Origin of the sequence: Streptomyces sp. 13-12-16, from assembly GCF_002114215.1 — a bacterium.
GTDB lineage: Bacteria > Actinomycetota > Actinomycetes > Streptomycetales > Streptomycetaceae > Streptomyces.
On sequence record NZ_NCTE01000261.1, the window covers coordinates 1 to 5,127 of the forward strand.

The following is a 5,127-nucleotide window of genomic DNA, read 5'->3' on the forward strand; positions in this document are numbered from 1 at the left end:
AGCCGGATGCCCTCCTCCGCCGCCGCCCGGTCGGCGGGCCCGGTGGCCGCGGCCCACGCGCGCCAGCGCGCCGTCCCCTCCGCGAAGCCCTCCGGCACGGCCGCCGTCCCGCCCTCCTGCACGATCGTCATCGTCGACGTCCCCTGTTCCCCGCTGTGGTGTGGTGTTCCGTACGGTCGCCGGTGTCCGTCAGTCCGCCACCAGCCGCACCGAGCCGGGGACGTACTCCCGCTGCCGGATCACCCGGAACCAGCCCTTCGGCAGGGCTATCGCCGCGTGTTCCTCGTGGACGACCCGGCCCCCCTCGGGCAGATGCAGCAGGAACGGCCCGAACGGCCCCGGTTCACGGATGAGTTCGCCCTTCCCGAGCACCGCGTGCGCGTGTCCGGTGACCTCCCCCAGGGCCAGCACCAGCCGGCCCCTGGCGTCGCGCGGCTCCTTGGGCGCGTCCGGGACGTGGGACGGCACCGCCCCGTCCGCGACGGGCACGATCAGCACGTCTCCCTGCCGGTACACGGCTCTCCCTTCCGCTCCGGCGCACGGTGCTCCGGAGTCCATGCACGGACAGTACGAGCCGGCACTGACAACGGACCGTCACCGGACCCTCCGCCGGGCGTTGTCAGTCGCTGTTGGTAGAACTGCTGCACGCACCGCCGAAGGGCCCGCACCCGTGCCCCCGTGACGGCCCGCCCACGCACCGCCTTCCTTCCCGTGTCGCACGACAGGAGCAGCCCGTATGACCATCGGTGGCCACCTCGAGGAGCTGTACGGCCTCCCCGCCTTCACCTTCCCCGGGCCCGGCGGGGCACCGCGTGAGCTGCCCGGACCCGAGGCCGTGGCCTGGCGGATCGCCGTCGACGCCTACGACGCCGAGGAGCGGTGGACCGAGGCCTTCGCCCGTTTCCGCTCCGCGGTCGACACCACCCGGGTCCGTGCCCTGGTCGTCGGCGCCTGGGAGGAGGCGTACGAGAGGAGTTCCGCCGACGTCGTCGAGGCGCTGGTGGCGGCGCGCGACCGGCTGCCCGGCCTGCGGGCGCTGTTCCTCGGGGACATGCATTTCGAGGAGTGCGAGATCTCCTGGATCACCCAGACCGATGTCACACCCCTGCTGACGGCCTTCCCGGACCTGGAGGAGTTCGGTGTGCGCGGGGGACAGGGGCTGCGCCTCTCCGTCCCGCGCCACGACGCGCTGCGCACCCTGACCGTGGAGACCGGCGGCCTCCCGGCGGACGTCGTCCGCGGTGTCGGGGCCGGCGAACTGCCCGCGCTGGAGAAGCTCGACCTGTGGCTCGGCAGCTCCTGGTACGGCGCCGACAGCGAGACCGCCGACCTGGAGCCGGTCCTCTCCGGCGCCCGGCTGCCCCGGCTGCGGCACCTGGCCCTGCGCAACAGCGAGATCCAGGACGAGATCGCCGCCGCCGTGGCGTCCGCGCCGGTCGTCGCCCGGCTGGAGGTGCTCGACCTGTCCATGGGCACCCTCGGCGACGACGGCGCCGCCGCCCTCCTCGGCGGCCAGCCCCTCACCCACCTCGAGAAGCTGGACCTGCACCACAACTACCTGAGCGAGCCCCTGCGGCAGCGCATACGCGAGACGCTGGAGGCCGCGGGCGTCGAGGTGGACCTCGACCCGGACGACGCGGACTGGGACGAGGACGACGACGGCACCGTCCACCGCTACGTCAGCGTGGGGGAGTGAACACCGCGTGCGCTCCCACCCCTCCCGCCTGGAGCACTTCCACGGCCTGCCCGTGCACCACTTCACCGGCCCCGACGAGGACCCCGGGCCGCCCCCTCCCGCCTCGGTCGCCTGGCGGCTCACGACCGACCGGGAGGTGCCGTTCGAGGAACGGTGGGGCTCGTTCCTGGACCGGGTCCGCACCGACGAGGTCGTGGCCCTCGTCATCGGCGCCTGGTGGCAGGAGTGGGACGAGCACGGCATCGACCCCGTCCTCGAACTGATCACGGCACAGGCCCACCGGCTGCCGCGGCTGCGGGCGGTCTTCCTCGGGGACGTCGAGTCCGAGGAGTCGGAGATCTCCTGGATCAGACAGGGCGATGCCGGCCGGGTGCTGCGCGCCTGGCCCGGTCTGTGCGAACTCGGCGTGCGCGGCGCCGAGGGGCTGGCGATCGAGCCGCTGCGGCACCAGGCGCTGCGCAGGCTGCGCGTCGAGTCGGGCGGTCTGCCGTCCGAGCCGGTGCGCGGACTGGCGGCCTGCGACCTCCCCGCCCTGCACCACCTGGAGCTGTGGCTGGGCACCGACTGGTACGGCGGCGACTGCACCGCGGCCGACGTCCGGGCACTCCTCGCCATGCTGGACCGCAGTCCCCGGCTCGCCCACCTGGGCCTGTGCAACAGCGACATCCAGGACGAGATCGCCGCCGCCGTGGCCGCCGCGCCCGCCGTCGCGGGCCTGGACTCCCTCGACCTGAGCATGGGCACCCTCGGCGACGACGGGGGAGCCGCGCTGCTCTCGGGACAGCCGCTGACCCATCTGCGGGCGCTGGACCTCGGGCACCACTACATGAGCGAGGAGATGACCCGCCGCGTGCGCGCGACACTGGGACCGCACGTCCAGGACCTCGGCCTCACACCCGCCCACCGCGGCGAGCGCCGGTCGGAGGAGCGTTATGTCGCGGTCGGGGAGTGAACCGGGGCGGGCCTGCGCACCCGTGCGCCTCGCCGTCGTGGGCAACCCCGGGAACCGCAGGACGGCCCTCTTCGCCGACGCCGCCCGCGCCGCCGGACTGCCCGCGCCGCGGGTCGTGCCCTGGGAGCGGGTCCTGCGCGAGGGCGGGGCCGACTTCGCCGCCGACGAGACCGTCCGGCTCGACTCACCCGGAGAGAACCCCGACGTCGACCGGTTGCTGAGGGACGTACAGGATCCCACCCGCGTGGAGGGCTCGGCACGCTGGTACGCGCGGTTCACCGAGGCCGTCCGCGGACTGCGCGGCGGCGTCCGGCTCGACGACGCCGGCGAACTGGCCGTCATGTTCGACAAACGGCGCTGCCACGCCGTCCTCGACGCGGCGGACGTCCCCGTGCCCGAGTCGCCCACCTCCGGCCCGGACGCCGTACGGGTGACCGGCTGGGACGACGTGCGCACCGTGATGCGCGAGCACCGTATGCCGAGGCTCTTCGTCAAACTCGCGCACGGCTCCTCGGCCTCCGGGGTGCTCGCCGTCGAGGCGTCGGGCAGCGGCCGCATCAGGGCCACCACCTCCGTCGAACTCACCGGGGACGGCAGGCTGTTCAACTCCCTGACGGTGCGCCGTTACGAACGGGAGGCGGACATCGCCGCCGTCGTGGACGCCCTCGCCCCCGACGGCCTCCACCTGGAGCGCTGGCTGCCCAAGGCCTCCCAGCGGGGCCGCGCCGCCGATCTGCGGGTCGTGGTGGTGGCCGGCCGCGCCACCCACGCCGTCGTACGCACCAGCACCTCACCCCTGACCAACCTCCATCTCGGCGGCACCCGCGGCGACCTCGACGTGGTGCGCGACGCCGTCGGGACGGCCGGCGGCCGGTGGCCGGACGTCCTCGCCGTGTGCGAGCGCGCGGCAGCCTGCTTCCCGCGCACCCTGTGCGTCGGCGTCGACCTGCTCCCGGCCGTCGGCTGGCGCCGGTTCGCCGTCGGCGAGGTCAACGCCTTCGGCGACCTGCTGCCCCGCCTCATCGGACTGCCGGGCAGCGGGGCGGAGGGCCTCGACACCTACGCGGCCCAGGTCGCGGCGGTCCTGCGCCGCACCACCGGCCCGTCCCGCCCGCACCACCAGTACAGAACGGGAACCACCCATGTCAGCGCCTGAACCGACGCCCGCGCCCGGCCCCCAGGGGGCCACCGCACCGGACCACCCGGACATGAACGAGATCGTCGGCAGTCACGACATCCTCCTCGTCACCCTCGACACCCTCCGCTTCGACGTCGCCGCCGAACTCGCCGCCGCGGGACGCATCCCGAACCTGGCCCGCCACCTGCCCGGCGGCCGCTGGGAGCGGAGGCACGCCCCCGGCAGCTTCACCTACGCCTCCCACCAGGCGATCTTCGCCGGATTCCTGCCGACGCCCGCCGCCCCCGGCCCGCATCCCCGGCTGTTCGCGGCCCGCTTCGCCGGCAGCGAGACCACGGCCGGACACACCTTCGTCCACGACACCCCCGACCTGGTGTCCGGCCTCGCGCGGGAGGGCTACCGCACGGTGTGCGTCGGCGGGACCGGCTTCTTCAACAAGCAGGGGCCGCTCGGCTCGGTGCTGCCCGGACTGTTCCAGGAGTCCCACTGGGAGCCGGAGTTCGGCGTCGCCTCGCCCACGTCGTTCGAGGCCCAGGTGGCCCGCGCGGAACACGTCGTACGCGAACTCCCCCACGAGCAGCGTCTGTTCCTCTTCGTCAACGTCGCCGCACTGCACCAGCCCAACTGGTTCCACCGGCCCGGCGCGACCCGCGAGGACGGCGACACCCGCGCCACCCACGCCGCCGCCCTGGAGTACGTGGACCGGCACATCGGCCGGCTGTTCGCCGCCGCGAGCAGCCGGCGCCGCTGCTTCGCCGTCGTCTGCTCCGACCACGGCACCGCCTACGGCGACGACGGCTACACCGGCCACCGCATCGGCCACGAGTCCGTGTGGACCGTGCCCTACGCCCACTTCTTCCTGGACCGCACCCCCGCCGAGGCCGCCCGATGACCACCACCGCCACCCCCGCCCGGACCGGCACCGACGTCCCGGAGAGCCCGTACCGGAGCTACGTCTACGCCTACCCGCACAAGACCGCCTACCGCGAACTCGCCGACCGCCCCCGCCTCGACACCCTCTGGGCCGGCGAACCCAAGGACGCCCTCTCCCTCTATCTGCACATCCCGTTCTGCGAGGTCCGCTGCGGCTTCTGCAACCTGTTCACCCGCATCGGCGCCCCCGACGGCCTGACCGGCGCCTACCTGGACGCCCTGGACCGGCAGGCGACCGCCGTGCGCGAGGCACTGGGGGAGCGCGAACCCGTGCGGTTCGCCACGGCCGCCTTCGGCGGCGGCACCCCCACCTTCCTCACCGCCGCCGAACTCCAGCGGCTGTGCGACATCGCGGAACACCGCATGGGCGCCGACCTGCGCGCGGTCCCGCTGTCCGTGGAGGCGTCG

At 74.2% G+C, this 5,127-nt stretch carries 5 protein-coding genes and 1 pseudogene; 5 read left to right on the forward strand and 1 reads right to left on the reverse strand.

Features of this window, described 5'->3' with window-relative positions; all coding sequences use genetic code 11:
• Positions 1-189: 189 nt before the first annotated feature.
• A complete protein-coding gene (locus tag B7767_RS11710; RefSeq protein WP_085572145.1) occupies positions 190-516 on the reverse strand; it encodes a hypothetical protein in 327 nt (108 codons plus the stop codon).
• A 220-nt stretch (positions 517-736) separates the two neighbouring features.
• On the opposite strand from B7767_RS11710, the gene B7767_RS11715 reads away from it, so the two are divergent.
• The 5 genes and pseudogenes from B7767_RS11715 to B7767_RS11735 form a co-directional block, all read left to right on the forward strand.
• Complete coding sequence (locus tag B7767_RS11715; protein ID WP_085572146.1) at positions 737-1,696, forward strand: STM4015 family protein; 960 nt, start codon at positions 737-739, stop codon at positions 1,694-1,696.
• A gap of 7 nt (positions 1,697-1,703) precedes the next feature.
• Positions 1,704-2,648: an STM4015 family protein gene (locus B7767_RS11720; protein WP_085572147.1), complete on the forward strand. Its 945-nt coding sequence runs from the start codon at positions 1,704-1,706 to the stop codon at positions 2,646-2,648.
• Positions 2,629-3,804: an STM4014 family protein gene (locus B7767_RS11725; RefSeq protein ID WP_107486008.1), complete on the forward strand. Its 1,176-nt coding sequence runs from the start codon at positions 2,629-2,631 to the stop codon at positions 3,802-3,804. The genes B7767_RS11720 and B7767_RS11725 overlap by 20 nt, the downstream gene beginning before the upstream one ends.
• A 52-nt stretch (positions 3,805-3,856) precedes the next feature.
• Complete coding sequence (locus B7767_RS11730) at positions 3,857-4,678, forward strand: STM4013/SEN3800 family hydrolase (protein WP_085572148.1); 822 nt, start codon at positions 3,857-3,859, stop codon at positions 4,676-4,678.
• Positions 4,675-5,127 (forward strand): annotated as a pseudogene (locus tag B7767_RS11735) (coproporphyrinogen III oxidase family protein); the annotation flags it as partial. The gene B7767_RS11730 and the pseudogene B7767_RS11735, both read left to right, overlap by 4 nt.

Excerpts from the sequence above, each read along its gene's own strand:
- B7767_RS11715 (WP_085572146.1), top strand. The coding sequence starts at position 737 with ATGACCATCGGTGGCCACCTCGAGGAGCTGTACGGCCTCCCCGCCTTC.
- B7767_RS11725 (WP_107486008.1), top strand. The coding sequence starts at position 2,629 with ATGTCGCGGTCGGGGAGTGAACCGGGGCGGGCCTGCGCACCCGTGCGC.
- B7767_RS11730 (WP_085572148.1), top strand. The coding sequence starts at position 3,857 with ATGAACGAGATCGTCGGCAGTCACGACATCCTCCTCGTCACCCTCGAC.